Below are 20,329 nucleotides of genomic sequence, written 5' to 3' on the forward strand. Positions count from 1 at the left end.
GTCAATCATCCATAATCACGGCAGGCTTAATTAGCCTTCATAGATCCATACACGCATTTCACCCGGAGTTCGATTACACCAAGCGTAATAAGGAATAGCCGTGATCCGCTGTGGGACCTTCGCAAGCGGCTCCGCACTGTATAGGTCCGAGGGTCCTGTCAGTCGGTATCCCTCTGCACTCAGCTTCACGATCCCGCCGAGCAGTTCTTCTTCGAACCTCTCGTGAATCGGACTATCCTGCGGCAAGCGGAGAGAACCGAGATTTTCCCCGTTATCCACTTCCTCCAGGCAATACACGACTGGACCACGCTGTAGCGCTACCTGCTGCTGATTCATGGAGACAAGAGAATGACTGCGCATACGCTCAGCGGGCATCGCCAGATGCAGGGTAACCTCATCACCATCGCTCCAGGTACGCTGAATGAGAAGGTAGCCTTTGTCCAGTGCCTGTACAGGGATCTTCTCACCGTTCACCTGCACTTCCGCCTGCCTACACCAGCCCGGTATCCGTAGTGCCCAAGTAAATTCAGTTGGGTTAGCCGTACGCACCGTAAGCTGAATATTTGCGTCCCATGGATAGTGATGCGTTTGTACGATTTCAACCTCCTGCCCGGAGAGAGTCAGATTCGCCCTGCCAGCTATATACAAGTGTGTGTACAATGTATCCTCCGTCTGGGTGTACACATGGTCCTCGACAGAAGCGATCATGCGTGCCAGATTCGGCGGGCAGCAAGCACAGAAGAACCATTTCTGCCGCTCTGGCTTCACATGCTCCTGATCTGCCCGCGAGGCTTGATACGGATTCACCTCTAACGGATTCACGTAGAAAAAGCGCTTGCCGTCCAGATCCATACCGCTGATTGTCCCGTTATATAGTGCACGCTCCAGCACATCCACATACTTACGATCAGGAGCCATACGCAGCATTCGGTTAGCCCAGAAGACCAATCCCACAGAAGCACAGGTCTCACAGTACATGCTGTCATTGGGTAAATCGTATTTGGAGGTGAAGGCTTCACCGTTGACGGCTGATCCTACCCCGCCCGTGATGTACATTTTGTGATTCGTCACATCCTCCCAAAGAGCGTCACACGCCTGCAGCAGAGAAGCGTCCTTAGTTACTGCTGCCAAATCTGCCATCGCCGTGTACAGATACATCGCTCTGACTGCATGGCCTACAGCCTCCTTCTGCTCGCGAACGGGACGATGAGCTTGCTGATACTCGAAGCCAAGGCCGAAATTGATGCGGTTATCATCATTCCAGGTCGACGCTGTCTGAATCCCCTTCCTCCGTTGCAGCTCCTCCACGAAATAGACCGGGTCCTGCCCCCGCTGCTCAATGAAATATTGTGCCAGCTCAAGGTAAGACGACTTACCTGTCACGTTATATAGCTTGATCAAGGCAAGCTCAATCTCCTCGTGTCCCGGATAGCCCCTGAGCTGTCCATCACCTGTACCGAAGGTCTGCTGAATGAGGCTTACGTACTTCTCCATAATGTGCAACAGCTTCGTCTTGCCTGTTGTCTCATAGTAGGCGACCGCTGCCTCCAGAAAGTGCCCTGCACAATAAAGCTCATGATTATCCCGCAGATTCGTCCAGCGATTGTCCGGTTCCTTCAGCATATAGTACGTATTCAGATATCCGTCCTCAGCCTGTGCCCTGCCGAGCAGCTCTATGATCTCGTCGGCCTGCCGCTCCAGCTCCGGGTTCGGATGATCGCGCAAGCTGAAGGCCACCGTCTCCAGCCATTTAGCGAGATCGCTATCCTGAAAGACTGTCCCGTAATACTCTCCAGTAGACTCCCCAGCAGCTATTCTGAAGTTCTCGATCGCATGACTTGGTTCGGTGTCTGGTAGTTCATCATTCAAGGCTTTCCACTGATACGGGATCACCTCCTCCGCTACGACCTGCTTATATTTCTTCCAGAAGGCATCCTCTACCGTGACTTGTTTGACTGGCTTGGCGACTTGCATGATTTCCACATCCTTTTTCAAAAATATAACGCTTTCATTTTTAGGTAATTCACGCTAAAGTAATGAGCATGGTTCAAGTGTAGCAACCCTACGCTCAAAACAACATCGCCAGCCTCAACTAAAACATATACAATTCCACACTTCTTACACGGACTGAATGCAAGGGCTTGTCCAGGTCTAGACGGTTAGTTCAATTCATATATACGGCTATCCATATGTTCTTCGGAAGACAGTGTGATTTCGCATACAGGATTCCGCATATTAGAGAAAGGAGCTGAAGCATATATGAGCGACACGGGCTTTCTCTCCTTCCTTGTGCCTCCGTTGCCCTATTTTATCGAGGGGAATCTCACAACATACCAGGAAGGGGATCGACATCCGAATCGGTATAATCTGGGATATTTTGACGTCATTATCGTCAAAGAAGGGAGGCTGCACCTTGGAGAGGAAGGTCGCTCATGGCTGCTGGGTGAACATGATGCACTTATTCTGGAGCCGGATAAGCATCACTTTCCGATGGAGGCATGTACGACACGGACCTCCTTCTACTGGTTCCATTTTCAGACCAATAGTACGTGGCTGGCCCAACCTTCTCCTCATCTGATCGCACCGAGCTCTCCTATGCCAGAGCTGCATTTTCATTCGGAGCATACGACCATTCATCTGCCGAAATTCCAGCAAGTGCACAATGCGCAGGAGCTCTTTATCAAGCTGGACTACCTATTAGCTTCAACATTGCAGCCAAGGAAGCTGGCCCTGTGGGAGACACAACAGACCTTTGTGAACATTTTCCGCACTCTGGAATATGATCAGAACCATACCAGTAGCTCTGCACGGCTTGCCGAGAAGATCGAAATGTATCTGAAGCAGCACTATCAGAAGCCAATCACGAATTATGATCTGGAGGCTCACTTTCACCTACATCAGAACTATCTGGCTCGCTGTATGAAGCTGACCTTCCAGTGTACGCCACTTGAGTATCTCATGGGGTATCGGCTGGAGCAGGCACGTAATCTGCTGCTACAGACGGATTGGTCGATCCAGCAAATCACGGAGGAGGTCGGATTTACACAAGCCAGCTATTTCTCCAGATGCTTCAAGGATAAATTCGGCATGTCCCCGAAGCACTATCGTCAGCAATACTGGCGACCAGAACGAACGTGAGCTCAGCTACGGCACTATTTAATCTAGTATTTTATAAACCGTGTCACCAGCTTTAATAGATCTATCAACCGGATGTAGTTCACTAGTGTTACATTCTTAAGCAACATATTTGTATTCCTTACTCTTTGGATTCCATCTCTTAGCAGCAGCGTTACCCCGGATACCTGTACATACAGAAATAGCCGACAAGCACTTCGTCTTGTCGGCCACGTTTGGTCCCGTTATGTAGACACCATCTATTTCAAGATCCGCACCATCGCGTTCACCATTCCAGTGTGCGAGCTCTCATGCGTATTGCACAGGTGGAACAGATCTCCTACAGTCACAGCACTCGCAAAATTATCCTTCTGGGCAACCGACTCCTCCAGCACAGGCTCAAACGTCTCACGAAGCCGGGCAGGCTGATCCTTGAGCAATTGAATTAAGTCATCCCACGCTGGTGGCTCTTCTGTCCAATCAGCTGGCTTAGTTCCCGGACCGAAAAATCTAGCGAAGTGCTCTGGCAGTGTAATGGCTCTTCCAGAGAAGCGATGAATAAGCCCATCTGTCACGGTAATGACATGACCAAGTTGCCAATGTACATTATTATTGAAGCCTGCCGGGACCACCCCTCGCTTGTCCGCTGGTAGGGATTCCAGGTGTTTTAACAAGCCCTGACGAGTTCTATTCATTAGTTGAAATGCAAATTGATCCGACATCATATCGCCTCCTATGAATTCATAAAGCGTTAATTGGCTGTTTCCTGCATATCGCAAAGCCAAATTCACATAAATCTATTATCCTATCTCGGGGCTACTCTTTCAAATACACCTTTTGCGATCGGAATTATAGTCACTCTCCGCTTGCGCTGGTCATATTATCAGAAGTTCCCTTGTTATGAAGTAAATGCATCGACACGATCCGGGACCTCTTATATAATATCAAATGGGTATATATACTCATGATATTAAATGGTTAATTTTATATAATTATGTATTTTATACTTTTAATATATATAATTATCGATCACTGTACATTATACATTCATTTATACACCAGATAGGAGGCCATTGAATGGAAGATAGCACTCAAGCTCATGTTAGAAAAGAACCCTACCGTTATGTCATGAATCAGCCTTTACCTTGTCTAATCACGCTTCCACAGAATAGCACAAGACCACACTCAACCCTGTCCGCAGAAGGCATACTAGTAGATCTTAGTCTTGCAGGCTGCAAAATACGCACCTCGCTGAAGCTTCGTCCCTCCGCAGGTGCCTCCGATGTCATGGTCCAATACCAGTTAAATCAACGAGAGCTCTCCTTCACCGGGCGCGTTCGATGGGGATGGATATTCGGCGTGGATCAGTATCAATATGGACTTCGTTTGGAGTTGAACGAGGATGAACGAGCACTCCTACGCAAAGAGTTAGAGCAGTGGGCTGGCGGCACTCCGGTTAAAGCATTGTGATATCAATACTGAATTATATATTCCGTCCTTCCCAATAATGGATCAGGCCTCTCCAGACGCCAAGTGACAATCGTCCCAGATGGTGCTCAAAGCCCGATAGCTGGAGCCCCTCGCACGCTAAGATCCGGTTTTGTAGACTTTCGAAAAAGCCTGTCGTGAGCAAGGTCCGCACCTCTTCATTCCCTTCTAAGAACATCTGCTCTACGACAGAGAATACATCCTTCACCTCATTCGTTGGTTGGTCCAGTAGCCTAGGGAATAGATGCTCTGCAAAATCTGCCACCTCAAGATAATACAGCCGTTGTTCCCCTGCTTCATAGTTATCGTTCAGGTAGCGCTCTGCCCGGTTCTGATACGAGGGACATGCCTGAATCAGCAACGCCATGACCTCTTGAATGTCCATCTTCATCTCCATCAACCTATCTGTAATATGATTAAGAACCTCTCATCACTTCTGGCTTCCACAGCAGCTTGCTTGCAAATCAACCTGGAGGCGAACTATACGAACTAAGCCATTTCTGCTTCCTTAAGGATCATGGCTCATGTTGAAGAATGCATCCAGCAACGGATCACTCACTCTGCAAGTTCGGTAGATAGCGCTGGAAGGTTCTGAACAGGATATACTTCTGTAATCCTCTCACTTGGCTTAGGCACTGCTCCGCCAGAGCTTGTGCCTCTTCGATCTCCCCGGCCCTCCGCTTAATATCGTACAATAATGCGTTTCGCATCCACACCTTGGGTATCCCGTCAATGATCTGCAGCGCAGCCTCCGTATGTCCCAGTTCAATCTGAAGAGCCGCCCGATAATAATCGCTATACGCCTGAGGACGAATGTGTTCGATCTCTTCCTGTACCTCTAGCAGATTCTTTCTGTGAAACGCCAGCAACGTCTTGAACAATGCCTGCTTGCTTGTACTCTTATGCTGGGCCAACAGCTTGTGGATGCATTGCTCCACTTCTTCATTCAACTCATTCCCAACCGCGTAATAGAGATAGACCTCGGGCTTGCTTCGATTAGCCAATAAATAGCGTTCCAGCCGCCTGATATTCGTCTCCCATAAGATGTTGTACATACTAGGCAGCAGGAGCACAACGACAAGCGCCAGGAACAAGACGATGGCAGCTGGAGCCTTATGATCGGGATAGATCGAGCAATACCACAAATACCCCCCCATGAATAAGGCAACAATCAAATACTTCAGCTTCATCTCACTTCTGTCCTTTCATTTTATCCTTTACTTCTAAGACTAGTTTAACAGGTCCAATCTATATAGCACATATCTGGCATTAATTTTTTTCGCAAAAAAGAGAACAAATGTTCCTTTTTAGTTGTAAAATACAACCTAAAAATACCTATATAAGTAGATACATCTCAAAGCAATTAAAGTATATATAGAAAGGAGCGAATAGCATGATTACCGGACAGACAGCCTATGAGCGGTATCGTGCAGAGATATACCGGATTGGTTGGAGGATTCAATACAAAGCCAAGAAGATCAGAAACAGAGAGCTCCCTCTTTTGGAGCACGAACCCATAAAGGAAGATTTCACAGTAGCGTCTGATCAGGCTCTAACCTTCGAGCAATTGCTAGATACTTTGCCCGACACTGGACAACGGGTGCTGCACAAGCTGTATTGGGAGGGATTGACCGAAGCTGAGGCAGCCCGTCAGCTCAAAATTAGCCAACAGGCGGTGAATCAATGGAAGAGAAAAATGCTGAAGCAATTATCTCAGAAGCTCACTTCGAACAACTGATCCAGGCGGCAAGACAGCATGACTCGGAGGCGATGCTAGCTGTTATCGAGCTCTTTCAGCCTGATATTCAGCGCTTATCCCGTTATATACATCTACCACGAGAGGATGCTACGTCTGAGATTATCGTAGAATTCCTTGAATTCTTGCAGACCGACGTCTGAAGCACCACCATTCATTGATCAGCATGGAAGGAGGAGCACATCCTATGGACAGCCTATCGGCAGAGCAGATCAGCACTCTTATTGGCACTGTCGGCTTTCCCAGCCTGATCGCCATTATTTTGCTACGCAGCGTCCTGGGCAACTTTAACCAACGCTTGGACGATCTCGACAAAAGACTGCTGCAGCTCAACAAGTCAATCATGTTGGTTGACAAGACACTTCACCAATTATCCAGCCAAGCTACGAAAGACATCAAGGACCCACACTTATCCAGTACGGAAAGTAACCACCCACGAATGGTATCCAAAAAACATCTCTAAACGTAGATCAAGAGGATCATGCACCGTGTGGGCCAGGATCCTCTTTAATTGTACTTACGCTATACACTCGAACTTGTTCTATTGCAATGCTGGGGACAACTCAAGCTCTCGAATGGATCGTACTCGTATCAGCATGACCGCCGTGAACATAACCATCACACCAGCCAGCAAGAACAAGAATCCGATTCCTCGGCCAGGACCTGTACCAATGACTGCCCCAACTGTAGAAGCCAGCACACCATGCTCCGTGAGCAGTGGATTAAAGACTCCATCTGATAATATACCAGCACTAGCATAAGCTGCTATATATCCGAGCTGAGATACCAAGCCAATCATTCCCCAGGCTCTCCCCTGAGTCTCGTTCGGGATATGGGTGCGTATGAGAACATCAGCACTCGTATTCACGAAGGCCAGTGCAGCAAAAAACAAAAATCCCATAGTCGTAATTAGCACTACATTCGTCGTCATTCCTAGTAGGGCAAAGAAGATACCGGACATAAACAGGCCTATGGCCATGACTTTGCTGTACTGCTTACGAATACTGAACACTCCGATGAATAGGCTTCCGAGCAGTAAGCCTGTAGCACTGATGGATTCAACGATTCCCAGCGTGCGCGCATCCGATAGTGGTAATACCAGCGGAGTGAACAGCGTCTCTAGAAACCCGATAAAGAACGTTACCAAGGTCAGAATAAGCATCAGATAGCGCACTCCTTTGGCCTTCATGACTATATGCCACCCTTCATGAAGCTCGGCCCAGAGATTACTGTGTTCTCTTGTCTTGGATTCCTTGCTGCAACTGGCTGCCACACGGCTCCGCACGACTATAATCGTAAGCAAGGTTACTAGAAAGGTGGACATATCCAGCAGCAATATTCCTTCAATACCGATGAATCCAATAAATAAGCCGGCCAGTACAGGTGAAATAAGGTATTTCGAAGCTCCCGCCAACTGTACCATTCCACTAGCCTGTGCATACTGCTCCTTGCTGAGCAGATCGGTAATGGTCGCCCGGTAGGCTGGATCCGTCAAGGATGCGAAGATGGAGCTAAGGGTTACACCGACACAAATGTGCCATACCTCCATCTGTCCTGTCATCATCATTAGCAAAATATACAGCAGCCCCAAGACAGAACCACCGTCACCAATCAGCATCATGAGTCTGCGATCAAACCGATCCGCCAGCACACCTCCTACTGGAGCGAGCAGGATGATCGGTAGAAATGCACATAGCGTTACCAGGGAGACCGCGGTTGCAGAATGAGTCATCTGGAAGACGTAGACACCCAGTCCGAAGGCTGTCAGTCCACTCCCTATACTGGAGGTCAGCTCCCCTAGCCATAGTATCAGGAAGGTAGTAAAAGATTTCTTAAGCATGCTCATCTGCCTTCTGTTCTCCTACACCTTGAGCCTCCGTGCTCCCAGACTGCTTTTTACCAGAACGTTTCTTACCGGAGTCCCCTTTCTTACCATCACTACTCTTCTTGCTATTCTTTTTATTCCCCTTGTCGTTATCCTTATCGCCGTTCTTCAACTTTCGCTTCTTATCCTTCTTGCTCTCATTGCTCTTCTTACCAGAGGACTTCTTGTTATCGACCATGCTATTATCTATCGTCTGTTTAATAACATCCTTGTCTCTGTCCTCCATAGCCTTCTTATCATTGATAGCATCCGACTCCTCCGTGGGAGACTGAGCCTTCGCTAATTCAGGCTGATCGAACAATTGAACAATATATGCGAAGCTTCCCTGCTCAGCGCCGAGCAAGGTCTCCATGGCATAGATCAGACCTTGCACCCGCTCAGCCTGCTCCTCAGGTGTCCAGCGGAAGAGCCCTTCATCGAAAAGGGTCACAGCAGCCACCAGCAGTAGCTCTATAGACTGACGAGGATAAGGGGTGCGGAAGAGTCCTTCCCGTATCCCTTGCTCTACTACATCCTGTAGCACTGGCGTAAGATGCTGTACGGTTAAGCTCAGACTCTTCTGATGCATCTGGGCATTACTAGCCTCGTGTAGCTCCTCAATAAGCTGCTGCTTTACTGCCGTATTCGGCTTCTGCGCAAGCATAATGAGCAGGAATTTCTTATGCACCGTGATGGCAGAATCGTTAGCGATACTGCGTGCCGTCTCAACACCAGCATCCACCACCCGTTTCACCATCGCATCCAGAACCGCTTCCTTGGAGGTAAAATAGTAATAGAAGGTGCCCTTGGCAATCCCGATTGCCCGTAAAATATCGTTAATGGTTGTCTTGTCGTATCCCTTTGTCAGGAACAACACCTCTGCCGCATCCAATATCTCATTTCTACGCTCTTCATGCTCTTTCACCACTCTCATCTCAATACGCCTCCCAAGCTTGGATTAACTGTAACCTGATGGCCGATTGAGGATAGAACCCCGGCTCCTGCTGATGCTCTGCGTCATGGGGTATGTTCTGCAAGTGGTTCACACCGTTAACTTTTGACCGACCGTCAGTCTATAATACATATATACGCTGTTTGACGCACGAAGTCAAGATCCCGAATTACATTTATTCCCTGAGCTGTCGCCAATACAAGCTAACAAATAAAAGAGCCTACCTCAACTCAGATTCGTTGAAATAGACTCTCTAAAAATGAATTAACGCATCCGATTCACGGTAGTGAATACAAACTTATCATACCGGTGCCGTGAGAACGAATATTCAAAAGGAATGCCGTTATCCAAAAAACCCACCTGCTCTATCTCCAATATCGGGTCATCTGATGCACAGATCAAGTTCTCCTGATCCAGCTTTGTGGATTTCGATGCTCGTATCGTACGGTGTGACCCCACGATGTTCAAGCCCAGCTCCTCCTTGATATGCTTGTAAATCGAACCATGCAGCACTTGATCGGTAAGGCCGCTGATCAGGTTGGTTGGCATATACGTAATTTCCATAACGTAAGGCTCACCTTCCACAATGCGCAGACGAATCACATGGTATACAGGAGATTTAGGATCAATAAATAGACGATTGGCTACTTCCTCTGTGGGAAATTGAACATCAAAGGCGATGATTTTGTTGGTGATCTCCTTCCCTTGCAGCAGATTGGTCAATCCGAGCATTTCATTCACAACTACGTTAACAGGTGAATTATAGGCTGCCTTAACGATAAAGGTGCCGTGTCCTCTCTTGCGTATCAGCAGCCCCTCGCTAACTAGCGTATCCAATGCCTTTTTCATCGTCATCCGGCTCACTTGGAACTCAGCAGCCAGCGAGATCTCATCAGGAATCGGTTCATCACTGCTATAGGTTTTATTACTGATCCGCTCTTTGACCTCTCGGGCAATTCGCTCATATTTATTCATCTTTTTATCACCTGTATTAGATATTGTTGTGCCAGATTAGTCTGTATACGATAAAAAGCTTTTTAGAAATTAGTATTTAGTAAGTATACATAACTACACACATTCTCACCAGTAGACCGTGTACTTCGCATATTCGTCTTTACCTGGCATACTCATCATGAGAGCTGATTATTGTCTTTTGTCATTATTACGCTATTGGCGTGTCTGGCCAGTGGATCCTCAGGTACGGGGGATTTTGAAAAAAAGATGGTCCTAAGGACCATCTTAAAATCCATCATGCTCAATGACTTGCTTGAACCAGTATCCACTTTGTTTGATGGACCTTTGTCCATCCTTCTCGAGATCCACGGATACAAAGCCATAACGATTCTTATAGGCATTGGACCAAGACCAGTTATCCATGAAAGTCCACAGATGGTAGCCCTTCACGTTAGAGCCTTCTGTAATCGCACGTTGAACCCATTTCAAATGCTCGCGTATGAAGTCGATACGGTAGCTATCACAGATCATGCCCTGTTCATTTCTGAACTTCTCTTCCCCTTGCACGCCCATTCCATTCTCGGAAATGAAACATTCGATGTTCCCGTAATTCTCACGCACATTGGTCAGGATATCATAGATACCCTTCTCATAGATCTCCCAGCCCCGCATCTCATTCATCTTGCGACCTGGCATTACATAATAATCGAAATAATGTTCAGGTACAAAAGGTGCATCAGGATGAGGCTGGCTTTCTCTGGCCTTGACCCTGCGCGGTTGATAATAGTTAATTCCCAGCAAATCAATGGTACCCTGACGAATGATGTCCTTGTCCCCGTCCTGCATGGCAGGCAGATATCCGTCCTTGGTAAGCAGTTCCACCAGAAGCGGATTGAATTCTCCTGTCACAGATGGGTCCAGGAAAGAACGGTTGAAGTATGCATCACAGACGGCTGCGGCGCGAACATCTGCCGGGTGCTGGCTGCGTGGATAGGTCGGCGTCAGGTTCAAGATGATACCGATCTTGCCATCATAGCCTTGTTCCCGGTAAGACTTGATTACGCTCGCACTGGACAAGAGGGTATGGTACCCAACCTGCACCGCTTTGCCGAAATCCAGCTCGTTCGGGTAGTGGAAGTCATACAGATAACCGCCCTCCACAGGTACGATGGGCTCATTGTGGGTGAACCATTTACTGATACGATCACCGAAGAGCTCGAAGCAGATGTTCGCATACTTTACATAAGCATCCACAGTCTCCCGGTTCACCCAGCCGCCCTTCTCCTGCAGAGCCATCGGCAAGTCAAAATGATACAGGTTCACGAACGGCTCAATGCCAGCTTCTGTTAATTCGTTAATAACGGCATTATAGAATTCAACTGCCTTTTCATTCACAGCACCTGTCCCTCCTGGAATCAGTCGAGACCAGGAGATCGAGAACCGAAACGAATTATGCTTCAGTTCCTTCATCAGCGCGATGTCTTCCTTATACTTGGTATAGAACCCGGACGTCTTGGAAGGTCCTACACCATCATAGAATCGATTTGGCTCTTGCTCGAACCAGTAATCCCATATATTCGGTCCTTTTCCGTCGCCCTCCACAGTACCTTCCGTTTGTGTCGCCGAGGCAGAGGAGCCCCACCAAAAATCAGCCGGAAACGGATATTGAATTTCTTTCTGTACACTCTCTTTTACTTCAGTATGATTCACGGTCCTTCTCCTTTCTCTTGTACGCTGCACATGCTGTCTACTTTCTGTACTATTGCTTGTATATTACATGCTCAGTGTTTGTTCTTTGGATGGAGCACTAGCTTCTTCTTCCTGTTCCTTACGTACATTCATCCGGTCAATGAATTTCAGGAATGGGAACCAGATGACGAATACGACCGCCATATTAAATATTTGCAATAATCCACCTCTTAGCGAGCCTGTTCCCATCATACCGCTGAAGAACAATGGCATCGTCCAAGGAACCTGTATACCGTTCGGTGGTGGCACAATGCCTGTATACATCGCGAAATAGGTAATCAAGGTCACGAGCATTGGAGCCAGCACCCATGGCACGATGATCAGTGGGTTCATTACAATTGGCAGACCGAAGATCACCGGTTCGTTAACATTGAAGAGACCAGGACCCAGTGCCAGCTTACTGACTTGCTTCAGCTGCTTGCTCTTCAGGAAGAAGAGAATCGTGAGTACTACGGTCAGGGTCATCCCTGTACCGCCAATCCCTACGGTATAAATATCAACGAATTGCTTGGTGATAATATGCGGCAGCTCTGCACCTGTGGAGTAAGCTTCGTAGTTCTCCAGTGCCAGTGTATTCCAGATCGGGTCCATCACGGAGTTCACAATAATCTGACCATGCAATCCGAAGAACCACAGAATCTGAATCAGGAATATAGCAATCAAGGTAGGAATAATACCGCTACCCAGATGCACTAGCGGAGCCTGAACGGCTTTGTAGATCAGATCATGCAGATTGTTATGGAACGTTACATTTACAATAATATTAATAATCAGGAAGATGCCCAGTGTAATACATGCAGGCAGCAAAGCTGCGAACGACTTAGCAACTGCCGGTGGCACGCCCGGAGGCATCTTGATTACGATGTTACGCTGTGTGACTTTACGGTAGATTTCACCCGCAATGAAGGCCACGATCATCCCGAGGAACATCCCCTTGGCACCAAGGCGCTCCTTCGGAATCACGTCTGCAATCGTCGTGCCGTCGCCCTGAGTCAGCAGGAACGGTGTGAGCATCAGGAAGCAGGCAAGTGCAATCATCCCGCCGAATATAGGTTCGACCTTATAGCTTCGCGATAGATAATAACCAATACCGACCACGACGAAGACCGTCATAATATTCAAGGTGGCATTAGGCGCAATATTCAGCAGCTCCTGGGTTCTCGCCAGGTTGTCTGCCCCCATCCAATCACTCAAGAATGGAAGATTGATAAGAACGACGATAATCGATCCAAATACAGTCAATGGAAATGACAGCATGAACGCATCCCGTAATACTGAAAGATAACGGTTATTGTTCAATTTACCAGCAATGGGTATCAAAATCTGGCTTAATTTCTCAAACAACGCCTATTCCTCCCACAGAATATAATTTTCCCTTACATGTAAACATCGTCTTCACATGCTTTGCTTATAGCAAGATTTGATTCTGCCGCCTGAATTGACTATACTCGGTAATAAGCGTTCTCCTAAATTCACTCGCCAGTGATTGGGTCTGCCCTGCAGTCCCAGCTCAAGGAGGCGCTTTTTCTTACCCCAATGTATGTCATCATCGAATATGAATCCTCAGCCAGCATTTCATTAAAAAACCAGTTCACATATGAATGTAAACCGTTTCAAAGATTCGCTTAGATATTTCTGGATTTGAATAGCTCCAGCAGCTCGTGAACAAGATCCTTCATCGTAACTGTGGACATCAAATGATCCTCGGCATGCATCAGCAGCAGATTCAAGGCAGTCGGTGTACCTTCGGCCTCTTTCTTGACCATCTGAAAATGAATGTCGTGTGCAGAGCGCAAATCCTGCTTCGCTTCCTTCAGCAGTTCATCTGCTCCCTCTGCGTTGTTGTTACGATACTCCGTCAGGGCCTGAATGATCTTACTCCGGGCACTGCCACTATGAAAAATAAGCTGAAAGCTAATCTGTTCTTCTGTTAATTCCGCGATATCGACCTTATCCATTTTTCTTTTCCACCAACTTCATCGCTTGCTCGTAAGCCTTCTTACCGTCAACCATGCCATAGGCCATCATATCTATAACTTCTACATGAATGCCGTACGCCGCAGCCTCTTTCTCCAATTGCCCCTTCAGGAAGCTCATTTGTGGACCAATCAGTACCGCATCAGCCTTAGCCATTTCTTCAGGCGCCTGATCCTGACCTACGGCCCAAATTTCGGCTTCATCTCCGATGGACTTGGCATGCTCCTGCATTTTGGTCACCAGCATACTTGTAGACATACCAGAGCTGCACGCAAGTAGAATTCTTTTCATAACTGTTCTCCATCCTTTCAAGCTTAAAATGTGAATTAGCAGAAACCGTTTACAGGGCAATTATAAACCCATCAATTTCATTTGTCTATACATTAAAATCATATGTCTATACTTTTGTCGAAATTACGAATAATTCATGTCATCATGTCCACCCTCTGCATTTGCATGCAACATGAACGTCAAAAACCCTTGTAGATCCAGGGCTGGACGTACAAGGGTTATGTAAAAAAAATTATAAAGGTCTTCCTATAGCAACGGTACCATCAGACCATTCGACAATTGTGGCAGGAATACGTCCATAGATCATTCGGTAGCCTAGAACCAAATACGTCTCAGATTGGTAGCTCAGGAGCTACAATCCCGGCTATATTGCTAATAGCTTCTAGATTCATATAAGTCTCGCTAATGCTGTGCAAGATACTGCTGTACAAGCTCATTTCCGGCCACGCCCATAGTATTGTAAAGCTTATACTCAGCAGGTGTCAGGTTACGAATCCTTTCATCTCCATGATAGAGATGACCTGCGCTCTGAAATTCCTGCAAAGCTTCCTTCTCCGTAGTTAGCGGGATATGACCCACGATCTCCCAATCCCCACTGCGAAGATTATCCGTCGCTGCGAAAATAACCCGCGTGCTCCCTCTACTGTTAACGAAGGTCAGCAAAGAATCATTCCATTCGCTTATGTCGTTCGGCATTTCTTTATCTGCAGCAAGGCCCATAACGCCAAAAGAAAAGACCTTCTTGAACCTCCCCCGCAAGGCGCAAATGACCTGACAAAATGCATATCTACCATCATGCATGGGGATTACGAAAATATCACCTGCTTCATGCTTCTTCATCAATCTACCTCCTGATCACACTTGATTACATTACGGATTTCAATCTGAGAATTCCCCGTACTCGCAGCCGGCGTTTCTCAGCTCGATATGATCAATCAGCTGCTTGCTGCCCCCAAGCTTACGGTAGAGCCGGATCTCGCCGTAGCCAGTGCCGCCGTTCCACAATCGGTTATGCCGCTTCTGTCCATCCGGTGATTCATAGTTAATAAGCAGCATCTCATCCCGTGGACATTCCAGCTCCAGCTCGAATTCCGAGTTATGATTGCTGGCCCGAACCTTCCAGTAATGACGCTTATCCCCTTCCTCAAAATCAAACGTCACGCGGGATCTCAGCAATGGCTTGGAGAAGTTATACTCATACATCGTACCCTCGTGATACATGCCGATCAGGATCTGGCGGGGCAACGGTATTCCGAATACTTTCGGCCTACCACCACCGACCTCAACCGCTGAGTGATCCAGAGTCTGTCCCGTGATCAGACTACGTAGATGGCAGCTGCTAATCCATAGCCAGGGGGAGGTGTAATCTGCTCCCCAGTTCTTGTCGGCATAGCCGTAAGACCTCTCCGGGATAATGTCATAGACTACTCCATCCAGACGAACTGTTCCGCTGTAGTTAGTCTTGATGCCCTCTGCGTGCCAGAACATCTCAAAGGCATTCAGTCGGCGAAATATGGAGGAGGCACCATAGCCGACATGATAAGCAATCTGCTTGTCTATAATGAGGTCCCAGCTCATCTCTCCCGCGTCGCTCATATATTCCGGATGTGCCTTAGCCTCCAACTCGTTTAAGGAACACATTCCCTGCATTCGTTGCTCTGTCAGCATGCTTTCCCCAATACACACTTCCAGCCGATCGGCGGGACAACTGAACTGGGGAATGGGGTAAAAGTTGTGTATCTGCTTGGCACCTTGTCCCCATGCTCCTGCCTTAATCATCGCATAGGCGGGCTTGACCCCACGTTCTCGATTCTCTGCCAGCTGTCCCAGCACGGGAACTTCCCCACCTAACGCTGGATTGCAGACGTAATATTCGATGAAGAAGGCTTTGGCTTCTCCGGTCTCCCGATTATAGCCAGTGAAGCTGTGCCACCACCAGTCGTATCCCTTGTACGCCAGTGATCCCTTGAGCATGTACAGATTGCGCCCAACATCACTCTTGTTCATGTTACCTCCTCCTTTCCCATCATGTTCTAACCTTGCACCTGCTATTTTCCTGCCTGATATTATTGTAAATGGAGCACTCTCCACAAATCCAGCAGACATGCTTGTTCGTGTTCAAGAGTACGCTATAGCAAGACAAAATACCCGTCCCATACGCTTCAGGACTACTCTATCCTCTCGAAGCGCATGAGACGGGCAAATAGGGATCGCTCGACAGACTCCTGCAAGGATTGTCTTGAAGCTCTCACTCTATTTCTATATGTCTCTAGTCTCTGTTTCTCAATTTCTCTATGTCTAGTCTTTGTAGGGATCGAATTCATCCGCTCCAGCCATACATACACCTATCGGCTTCAGCACATGCAGCACATCAATCGTCCCGACATGGGCATCAAGCACCTCTCGTAGCTGACGGTACACAAACGGACTCTCATCCGTGCCTGCTCCGCGCAGCTCGACCCCGAACTCTCGAACAGCCCGATCCATCTGCTCCTTCGAGATCTGGCCGCCGCTACGCGTACGGGTCTTCCAGTTCATTTTGCCCGCTGCCTGTGTTCGGCTCATGATTCGTCCAGCTCCATGTACCGTACTGTAATAAGACTCCTGATTCTCCAGTGTATCCTTGCCCCGTACGATAACCGAGATGTCGCCCATGCTACCACCAATGAACCCGACCTGGCCCGGAGCCGAAGGTGTCGCTCCCTTGCGCACGACTACGACCTCCCGTCCGTTATGCATCTCCTTCCACGCATAATTATGATGATTATGCACCTCAATATCTGCCTCAGCACCCAGAATGGACAACACCTGTTGAATGACGTAATCTCTACCTGCATAGGCGTATCGACCAGCCAGCCTCATCGCCCGATAATACATATCCCCTAGCTCACTATCGAGGTCCAGCAGAGCAGGGGGCTGATCCATCTTCTCACCAGGTGCATTAGCCATGAATTCTCGTCCGGCCATCAGATTAATGAAGCCACTCGCAGTCTTATGACCGAAGCCACGACTACCGAAGTGATTGGCAATCCATACTTTTCCATTCTCCTGCTCCACCAGCAGATCCACGAAATGATTCCCACTACCGACCGTCCCAAGCTGGGCACGGGCCAGCGCCTTCAGCTTGTCATGGACCTGTTTATCCACGTCCTCATATACAGTCCAGTCGGGGTCATCGAAGAGCTCATGATCCACCCTTTCCTGATTCACACGCCCTACCCCAAAGGAAATACGCCGAGCGATCTCATCCATTATCGAGCTCAATCTGGGTAGAATCTCACCTGCGGTCAAGTTCGTCCGTACAGCCTTGTTGCCACAGGCAATGTCGTAGCCGACACCTGCGGGAGAAATCTGCCCGTCATACACGACTACACCGCCAATCGGCTGGCAATAGCCCTTGTGATGGTCTGCCATGAGCAGGGTCTGAACCACGTTTCCTGTTCTGGAGCATACTCTGGCCTGTGCCATCGCCCCTTCATCCGGTTGTCCCCATACTTTTACATTGTCAATCTGTTGATATGCCATACTCACAGGTCATCTCCTTTTACTGCTACTGTCTAATTAGTACCTTGACCAGATCAGATCATTCAACTTGAAATCAGGTTCGGTCAAGCTGCTACCGAATTTCTAGAACTGCTTCTGCTCCCTGAGCTCGCCGATCTGCTGGCGCAATTCTTCATCCACTTCGTCATCCAGCAACGCTGCAACAGCCGACTTCAATTCTGCGCCCCAAGTGTCAGACTCCCAGGCTTCCAGAGCCATCAAAGCTGCACTCCGATTACTGGTAACGGGGCTGCGCAGCGCAGCGAGCAGCAAAGGTCGACCTGTGCCCGGAAGCTTATCCAGCCCTTGAACGATGATACCGAGGCAACGGTGAGGATCATATTCCTTGCTGAACCCCTGCTCCTCCCGTGGGCCTGAAGCAATCTGCTCCAGCGGAAGCTGCTGCTCTGCGAGCTTCACCATACGATGTATCCGTTCCGGCTGCTCCGTGGTCATGAGCTCGTAATACCACACCACCTCTGTTGGATAAAGCTGTGCCTGCGTGTACACCTCATCCCAGATATCCATCCCCAGTCGAGCTGCAGAGGAGAAGCAGTAATAAGGCGCAGGTGCGTTTGGCTCTCGCGACCTCAGCGTCTCTAGAATCACAGCAGGCCAGTCAGGACGGGAAATAATCGCCTCACATGCCATCAGCAAATGCTCTCTTAGCTCCAGCGTCCAGCCAGCCCTGTAGAGCTCTGCCCAGCGCTCATCCTTGTCATTGCTCAGGAAGCTTCCGATATTCAGCAGGACCGTCAGATGCTTGACCGTCTTGCAGCACCGCTCCGCATGTCGGACATATCCCGTCAGGGCCTGTGGACCATACTCATAGTCATAAATATCCTCGGCAGGCCCCCCACAGAGTAGGGCGTCGATGATATCTGTCGCTCCTTCATAGAGCTCGCTATCTATCTTCTCAGCACCAAGTGCTCTATGGAGCTCTCCCTTGCGTGCACATATACAGGCCAGATATTCATTCATAATCTGATTGACACAGCCATGTCGCAGCAGCCAATCCCTGATGCGCTGGTGTGTCGGCTCCAGTCGCTCCACAGCCTGTATTTTACCCCAGCCCTGCACAGCCTGTGCCAGCTCAAAAACAAGCTCATTCCCCTCTTCCAGTCCATTCAGTATCGCTACTACCGAATATAGAGTGAACTCATCATGTCGCCCCAGCGTGAGCAGCAGCTCCTTGATCTCGGTATCCTCATGCTCAAACATTCCCAGCAGAGCAATGCCGAATTTGACCGCATTTCGATGGGCACCATGTCGCGCTAACCATTTAGCTTCCTCGAACAAAGTCTCATATTGAATTCCGGGATACTGCCTCACTTCGTTTAATACAGTGTCTATGGCTCTGATTAGATCTTCCTTTATGAACAAAGCATATAATGCTTTACGGGTTGCCGCTCTAGGCCTGCGAGTGTGCTTGGCCAACATGCGTACTAGCTGACGCGTCTCTCCCATTACCGTATCCTGGCTTGCAAGATGTCTCATCATTCCGCTCAGTCCACCTGCTACCCAGCGTACAGAGCTGCCGGACCAGAACTCATCATCATCAGGTAGCGAGCCATTGATCTCCTCGCCTTGTTCACGAATATAGTCATAGATCGAGGTCTTACCCTCCCACAGTCCTGCAGTAAAATGCTCCAACAACATGCTACAATAGCCCCCCTCTTCCCCATACGTCCCGCAGTACCGAGTGGAACAGCTCATCCAGCTGTTGCTCGACATCTGCTTCAGATGGCGCCTTATGTACAACAACTTGCTCATAATACTCCAGCTTTTGTTCAATAAATGCATGAATAGGCTCTATTCTTGGCCCGGTATCGAACTCCCTGCTCGCCTGTTTTTGTGCCAGCAGCTCACGTATGGCCCTTCCAAGCTCACTGTTCTCAGGTACCAAGGTGCTGACCAACTGCTCAAAGCCGATCGGCGGCATCGTGTTATACCGTTCGATCCATTCACAAGCTAACAGAGGACGGAGCACATACAGATATTTCTTAAGCTTGACCTGCTCTCCTTGCAGATAGCCACGGAAATTGCCTTTGGCCATGTGCAGGTAATGATACATGCTGGAACGCGGTGAAAATGTACGCCCCCCAAAGCTCCGCAGCTGATCCGCTGCAGACCCTTGCTTCATATATATGATGGGAGATTGCAGCCATTCAAGCAGGGCGGGATTACATTTACGCAGCAGCCTTAATGCTTTGAGCAGGTCCCATCCGTTCACGTCCAGCACATCATCAATAGGTCGTTCGATCACATCGCGCCTTTCGGTAATTGACAAGTACCAGGAGACAGGTCGAACATAAATAAAACGAACATCATAATCACTGTCCTTGGAGGGAAATCCCCATGCCCGACTCCCTGATTCACAGGCGTACAGAATACGAACCCCCTCTGTGGCTTCGATATCTGTTAATTCCTTCATAATGCGCTGTCTAATCTCTGACATGCGATTTCCCTCCTTTTAGTTGGTTCACTCGAGTTCATCTATCAAAATGCTTTTAATCGTCTATATGATCTATGGTCATGAGGTCCATCATTGCTCTTATTGTCACTCATTCAGCCCCCTGTGAACATGGCAAAAGTATTACGATTGAAGTTTTTTCCTGTTACAATAAAAAGATAAGCATCG

The 20,329-nt window shown here is 48.3% G+C and carries 20 protein-coding genes and 1 pseudogene; 5 read left to right on the forward strand and 16 right to left on the reverse strand.

What is annotated here, in order from left to right; translation table 11 throughout:
* Positions 1-30: 30 nt before the first annotated feature.
* A complete protein-coding gene (locus D328_RS0112070) occupies positions 31-1,974 on the reverse strand; it encodes a glycoside hydrolase family 127 protein (protein ID WP_018885273.1) in 1,944 nt (647 codons plus the stop codon).
* 285 nt (positions 1,975-2,259) lie between these two features.
* Between D328_RS0112070 and D328_RS0112075 the strand changes: the two genes are divergently transcribed.
* Positions 2,260-3,138 carry a helix-turn-helix transcriptional regulator gene (locus tag D328_RS0112075; RefSeq protein ID WP_018885274.1) on the forward strand — a complete coding sequence of 293 codons (879 nt, stop codon included), beginning with the start codon at positions 2,260-2,262 and terminating at the stop codon, positions 3,136-3,138.
* A gap of 236 nt (positions 3,139-3,374) precedes the next feature.
* Here D328_RS0112075 and D328_RS0112080 read toward each other — a convergent pair whose 3' ends face one another.
* Positions 3,375-3,836 carry a DinB family protein gene (locus tag D328_RS0112080; protein WP_018885275.1) on the reverse strand — a complete coding sequence of 154 codons (462 nt, stop codon included), beginning with the start codon at positions 3,834-3,836 and terminating at the stop codon, positions 3,375-3,377.
* 355 nt (positions 3,837-4,191) lie between these two features.
* Between D328_RS0112080 and D328_RS0112085 the strand changes: the two genes are divergently transcribed.
* The gene (locus tag D328_RS0112085; RefSeq protein WP_018885276.1) at positions 4,192-4,584 is read left to right on the forward strand and encodes a PilZ domain-containing protein; all 393 of its coding nucleotides are present in this window, start codon (positions 4,192-4,194) and stop codon (positions 4,582-4,584) included.
* A gap of 13 nt (positions 4,585-4,597) precedes the next feature.
* On the opposite strand, the gene D328_RS0112090 is transcribed toward D328_RS0112085, so the two are convergent.
* Positions 4,598-4,987: a DUF7674 family protein gene (locus D328_RS0112090; RefSeq protein WP_018885277.1), complete on the reverse strand. Its 390-nt coding sequence runs from the start codon at positions 4,985-4,987 to the stop codon at positions 4,598-4,600.
* Positions 4,988-5,153: 166 nt separating this feature from the next.
* The gene (locus tag D328_RS28985; RefSeq protein ID WP_018885278.1) at positions 5,154-5,792 is read right to left on the reverse strand and encodes a hypothetical protein; all 639 of its coding nucleotides are present in this window, start codon (positions 5,790-5,792) and stop codon (positions 5,154-5,156) included.
* 203 nt (positions 5,793-5,995) lie between these two features.
* Between D328_RS28985 and D328_RS0112100 the strand changes: the two genes are divergently transcribed.
* The 3 genes from D328_RS0112100 to D328_RS28995 are packed head-to-tail and all read left to right on the forward strand — an operon-like array spanning position 5,996 to position 6,821.
* Positions 5,996-6,340, forward strand: coding sequence for an RNA polymerase sigma factor (locus tag D328_RS0112100; RefSeq protein WP_018885279.1), 345 nt, complete (start codon positions 5,996-5,998; stop codon positions 6,338-6,340).
* Positions 6,341-6,372: 32 nt separating this feature from the next.
* Positions 6,373-6,501, forward strand: coding sequence for a hypothetical protein (locus tag D328_RS31530; protein ID WP_018885280.1), 129 nt, complete (start codon positions 6,373-6,375; stop codon positions 6,499-6,501).
* A 44-nt stretch (positions 6,502-6,545) separates the two neighbouring features.
* Complete coding sequence (locus tag D328_RS28995; protein ID WP_018885281.1) at positions 6,546-6,821, forward strand: hypothetical protein; 276 nt, start codon at positions 6,546-6,548, stop codon at positions 6,819-6,821.
* A gap of 78 nt (positions 6,822-6,899) precedes the next feature.
* Here the strand turns inward: D328_RS28995 and D328_RS0112115 are convergent, their stop codons facing one another.
* The 12 genes and pseudogenes from D328_RS0112115 to D328_RS0112170 all read right to left on the reverse strand — a co-directional run bounded on the left by D328_RS0112115 (position 6,900) and on the right by D328_RS0112170 (position 20,146).
* Complete coding sequence (locus D328_RS0112115; protein ID WP_231505452.1) at positions 6,900-8,198, reverse strand: MFS transporter; 1,299 nt, start codon at positions 8,196-8,198, stop codon at positions 6,900-6,902.
* Between the two features lie 343 nt (positions 8,199-8,541).
* Positions 8,542-9,156, reverse strand: a pseudogene (locus D328_RS29000) (TetR/AcrR family transcriptional regulator); the annotation flags it as partial.
* 282 nt (positions 9,157-9,438) lie between these two features.
* The gene (locus D328_RS0112125; RefSeq protein WP_018885284.1) at positions 9,439-10,149 is read right to left on the reverse strand and encodes a GntR family transcriptional regulator; all 711 of its coding nucleotides are present in this window, start codon (positions 10,147-10,149) and stop codon (positions 9,439-9,441) included.
* 264 nt (positions 10,150-10,413) lie between these two features.
* Entirely contained in the window at positions 10,414-11,838 is a 1,425-nt protein-coding gene (locus tag D328_RS0112130; protein ID WP_018885285.1) for a glycoside hydrolase family 1 protein, read from the reverse strand.
* Positions 11,839-11,901: 63 nt separating this feature from the next.
* Entirely contained in the window at positions 11,902-13,221 is a 1,320-nt protein-coding gene (celB, locus tag D328_RS0112135; protein ID WP_018885286.1) for a PTS cellobiose transporter subunit IIC, read from the reverse strand.
* Between the two features lie 281 nt (positions 13,222-13,502).
* Entirely contained in the window at positions 13,503-13,835 is a 333-nt protein-coding gene (locus tag D328_RS0112140; RefSeq protein WP_018885287.1) for a PTS lactose/cellobiose transporter subunit IIA, read from the reverse strand.
* A complete protein-coding gene (locus tag D328_RS0112145; RefSeq protein ID WP_018885288.1) occupies positions 13,828-14,145 on the reverse strand; it encodes a PTS sugar transporter subunit IIB in 318 nt (105 codons plus the stop codon). Before D328_RS0112145 ends, D328_RS0112140 begins: the two co-directional genes overlap by 8 nt.
* A 402-nt stretch (positions 14,146-14,547) precedes the next feature.
* On the reverse strand, positions 14,548-14,985 hold the full coding sequence (locus D328_RS0112150; RefSeq protein WP_018885289.1) for an immunity 26/phosphotriesterase HocA family protein: 438 nt from the start codon (positions 14,983-14,985) through the stop codon (positions 14,548-14,550).
* Positions 14,986-15,024: 39 nt separating this feature from the next.
* Entirely contained in the window at positions 15,025-16,152 is a 1,128-nt protein-coding gene (locus D328_RS0112155) for a tocopherol cyclase family protein (protein ID WP_018885290.1), read from the reverse strand.
* A 291-nt stretch (positions 16,153-16,443) separates the two neighbouring features.
* Positions 16,444-17,670: an RtcB family protein gene (locus D328_RS0112160; RefSeq protein ID WP_018885291.1), complete on the reverse strand. Its 1,227-nt coding sequence runs from the start codon at positions 17,668-17,670 to the stop codon at positions 16,444-16,446.
* 102 nt (positions 17,671-17,772) lie between these two features.
* Positions 17,773-19,347 (reverse strand): hypothetical protein, encoded by a 1,575-nt coding sequence (locus D328_RS0112165; protein WP_018885292.1) that lies wholly within the window; start codon positions 19,345-19,347, stop codon positions 17,773-17,775.
* A gap of 1 nt (position 19,348) precedes the next feature.
* A complete protein-coding gene (locus D328_RS0112170) occupies positions 19,349-20,146 on the reverse strand; it encodes a nucleotidyltransferase domain-containing protein (RefSeq protein ID WP_018885293.1) in 798 nt (265 codons plus the stop codon).
* Positions 20,147-20,329: the final 183 nt, after the last annotated feature.

It is taken from the genome of Paenibacillus massiliensis 2301065 = DSM 16942 (assembly GCF_000377505.1).
Classification (GTDB): Bacteria; Bacillota; Bacilli; order Paenibacillales; family Paenibacillaceae; genus Paenibacillus; species Paenibacillus massiliensis.